At 42.8% G+C, this 3,310-nt stretch carries 4 protein-coding genes; 1 reads left to right on the top strand and 3 read right to left on the bottom strand.

The window, feature by feature from the left end; translation table 11 throughout:
• Window positions 1-99: 99 nt before the first annotated feature.
• From CHU92_RS00970 to CHU92_RS00960, 3 genes are read right to left on the bottom strand one after another with little or no spacing between them, the layout of a single operon-like run.
• Entirely contained in the window at window positions 100-360 is a 261-nt protein-coding gene (locus tag CHU92_RS00970) for a DUF6952 family protein (RefSeq protein WP_094411698.1), read from the bottom strand.
• Window positions 341-655: a thioredoxin family protein gene (locus CHU92_RS00965; protein ID WP_094411696.1), complete on the bottom strand. Its 315-nt coding sequence runs from the start codon at window positions 653-655 to the stop codon at window positions 341-343. Before CHU92_RS00965 ends, CHU92_RS00970 begins: the two co-directional genes overlap by 20 nt.
• A 19-nt stretch (window positions 656-674) precedes the next feature.
• A complete protein-coding gene (locus tag CHU92_RS00960; protein WP_094411694.1) occupies window positions 675-1,313 on the bottom strand; it encodes a peroxiredoxin in 639 nt (212 codons plus the stop codon).
• Window positions 1,314-1,539: 226 nt separating this feature from the next.
• Here CHU92_RS00960 and CHU92_RS00955 point away from each other — a divergent pair, with 226 nt between their 5' ends.
• The gene (locus tag CHU92_RS00955) at window positions 1,540-3,219 is read left to right on the top strand and encodes an amino acid permease (RefSeq protein ID WP_094411692.1); all 1,680 of its coding nucleotides are present in this window, start codon (window positions 1,540-1,542) and stop codon (window positions 3,217-3,219) included.
• Window positions 3,220-3,310: the final 91 nt, after the last annotated feature.

The raw sequence follows: 3,310 nt of genomic DNA, 5'->3' as shown, positions 1-3,310 counted from the left end.
TCGCACTAAAGAAATTTAATAAAATAAAAGTTTAAACCACTTCAATGATATAAAAAACGCCCCCTGCAATAGGAGGCGTTAATTCGGTTTTTTTAGCGCTTAATTCTTATCTATCGCACCAAGAACGCGCATCATAAATGCATTCAGCGCTTCTTTTTTATCCATGCCATCACGTATCATCTTATGTACTTCAAGGGCGCCATACATATTTGAAATAAGTTCTCCTACCACATCAAGTTCTTCATCTTTAAGTGAAGGCACTTCTGTAAGGGCTTCAAGTACTTCCAGCGCCTCAATAACATAGTCCTGGTCGTTCTCTTCGATGAACTGTGTCAGGTGCTTAATTACGGGTAACTTCATTGATAAGGTCTGTTAGCACTTCAACTTTATTGGTCTGGACCTGATTCAAGAGGGTTCCGTTCCTGAAAGCGGCGAATGTTGGTAAATTATCTACTTTGGCCAATTTGCGGCTCTCAGGGAAATTTTCAGCATCAGCAATTACAAAGGTTACATTCTCAACCTCCGAAGCCATTTTTTTAAATTTTGGCTTCATAATCCTGCAGTTACCGCACCATCCCGCAGAGTACTGCACTACTACCATGGGTTCCACGGCTACTATTTCTGCTAAATTATCCTTTTCTAATTCCTGTAACATAACGCTGTTTTTTATTTAATTAATTTGCGCTAAGGTAAGTGGCAACGCCTTTACGGTCCGCAGTCATGGCTTCTTTGCCTTCTTCCCAGTTGGCTGGGCACACTTCCCCTTTGGTTTGTACGTGTGTATAAGCGTCAATAAGCCTCAGGTACTCATTTACATTACGGCCAAGCGGCATGTCGTTTACACTTTCATGGAATATTTTGCCATCTTCATCAACGAGATAGGTAGCCCTGTAGGTCACGTTTGAACCTTCAATAATAACAGAGTCTGTTTCTTCACTATAGCTTGTAGATTCAATATCCAGGATACCCAGTATGTTCGAAAGGTTCCTGTTGGTATCAGCCAGCAAAGGGTAGGTAACACCTTCAATGCCGCCATTGTCTTTTGGTGTATTGAGCCATGCGAAGTGTACTTCATTAGTATCGCATGAAGCGCCAATAACCAGAGTATTCCTCTTTTCAAACTCCTTAAGCGCGGCCTGGAAAGCATGCAGCTCAGTCGGGCATACGAATGTAAAATCTTTTGGATACCAAAAAAGCAGTACTTTCTTCTTATTGTTCACAGCTTCTTCGTAAATGTTGATTTTCAGGTTATCTCCCATTTCTGAAATCGCGTCAACTGTAATATTTGGGAATTTTTTTCCTACTAATGACATAGTATTATATTTTTATGATTTATAAATTTTTGTGCAAAGGTAGGCCTTAAACCGCTATATGCGGAATTATTCATATAGATTTTTTTTATCTGCAAATAAGGTTAAGCTATTAATTGATAATCCCTGATTTAGAAATAAACAATTGATGCGAGGCTGTATCTGCCAAGTTTTTCTATATTTGTTGCAATAGCAAATTTTAAAATTTCGGATATAATAAAAATAACAAATGGCATTAAAAGATATATTCCGCCGGAAACCTATAGCAAAAACAATACAACAGGGGGGGGATGGCGAAGAATTTACTGTGCTGCACAGGGTACTTACGGTACGCGACCTTACTTTTTTCGGAATTGCGGCAATTATCGGGGGAGGGACTTTTAGTGCTATAGGTAACGCGTGCTTCAGCGGCGGGCCTGCCGTTATACTGCTTTACATCATTTGTGCCATCGCTTGCGGATTTACGGCTATGTGCTATGCCGAATTCGCTTCGCGGGTACCTGTTTCTGGAAGTGCTTACACGTACGCGTATGTGTCGTTTGGCGAACTTTTCGCATGGATTATCGGCTGGGCTCTTATCATGGAATATTCCATAGGCAACATCTATATAGCATTTTCATGGAGCGGCTATTTTACTAACCTGCTTGAGAGTGCCCATATCCACCTGCCCGACTGGCTTACTATAAACTACCGCGCCGCACACCAGGCCTTTGCCGAAGGTAAAGCAGGAGAGGGAATGCTGGCGTGGCAAAACGCGCCAATGATTGGGAGCCTCAGGATAATCTTTGACCTGCCCGCCGTAATGATAAACCTGCTGATTACCTACCTGGTTTACCGGGGTACTAAAGAATCTAAAAATTTCAGCAATGCTATGGTAGTGATAAAGCTGCTTATCATCATCCTTGTCATAGCTGTTGGTTTTTTTTATGTAGATATTGAAAACTGGGTTCCCTTCATGCCTAAAGGTTTTGGTGGCGTTATGGCCGGTGTATCAGCCGTATTTTTTGCCTACATAGGTTTTGATGCCGTGTCTACACTTGCCGAAGAGTCTAAAAATCCGCAGCGCGACCTCCCCAAAGGCATGATATATTCCCTGGTGATATGTACTGCCCTTTATATTATATTAGCACTTGTACTCACCGGGATGGTGTCTTACGAACTGCTTGGGGTAAGCGACCCGCTGGCGGAGATTTTTGCCCTTAAAGGGGTCAAATGGATGCTTTTCATTGTATCAGTGGCCGCTGTGGTAGCCATGACCAGTGTAATGCTTGTTTTTCAGCTGGGCCAGCCGCGTATCTGGATGACCATGAGCCGTGACGGACTGCTGCCACGCCGTTTTTCATCAATACACCCCAGGTTTAAAACTCCCGGATTTGCTACTATTGTCACAGGTGTCGTTGTTGGGCTGCCTATTTTTTTTACTGATGAAAATTTTGTGCTTGATTTTACCAGTATAGGCACCCTGTTTGCCTTTGTGCTTGTTTGCGGGGGCGTACTTGTGCTTTCGCCGCAGAGCGAAGAAGAACTCTCAGAACGCCAGGCAAGAGGAAAATTCAGGATACCTTATATAAATTCAAAATATATCTTTCCGGGAATAGTGGCAATATCTGCTATTGCTGTTTATACTTTATTTCCCGGATATTTCTCTGAGACCTTTACTATATCAGGCGGTAAAGTGACCAATAAGGTTTCCATGATTATTTTTTTCCTGTTTTGTATAATTATGGCTATAGTTGCTTTCCGGAAAAATCTGTCCCTTATTCCGTTGCTCGGCCTGGTATCGTGCTGTTACCTGCTCACCGGGATGGCACTATCTAACTGGATATGGTTTGGCGTGTGGCTCCTCCTGGGCTTGGTCATATATTTCGGCTTCAGCCGCAGGAGCAGCAAGCTAAACACACAGGCCTAAATGCTTGTATAATGTGAATCATCATATTATTTAACAGGAGCTTATCCTGCTGTCCGCTATATCTCCCCGCCGCAAAAGCAGGCGGCGGGGA

The sequence above is a fragment of the Flavobacterium cyanobacteriorum genome (assembly GCF_002251835.1).
Classification (GTDB): Bacteria; Bacteroidota; Bacteroidia; order Flavobacteriales; family Flavobacteriaceae; genus Flavobacterium; species Flavobacterium cyanobacteriorum.
Note: the sequence above shows the minus strand (reverse complement) of the source record. Positions and strands in the feature narration are given on the sequence as shown.

Excerpts from the sequence above, each read along its gene's own strand:
- CHU92_RS00970 (WP_094411698.1), bottom strand. The coding sequence starts at position 360 with ATGAAGTTACCCGTAATTAAGCACCTGACACAGTTCATCGAAGAGAAC.
- CHU92_RS00965 (WP_094411696.1), bottom strand. The coding sequence starts at position 655 with ATGTTACAGGAATTAGAAAAGGATAATTTAGCAGAAATAGTAGCCGTG.
- CHU92_RS00960 (WP_094411694.1), bottom strand. The coding sequence starts at position 1,313 with ATGTCATTAGTAGGAAAAAAATTCCCAAATATTACAGTTGACGCGATT.
- CHU92_RS00955 (WP_094411692.1), top strand. The coding sequence starts at position 1,540 with ATGGCATTAAAAGATATATTCCGCCGGAAACCTATAGCAAAAACAATA.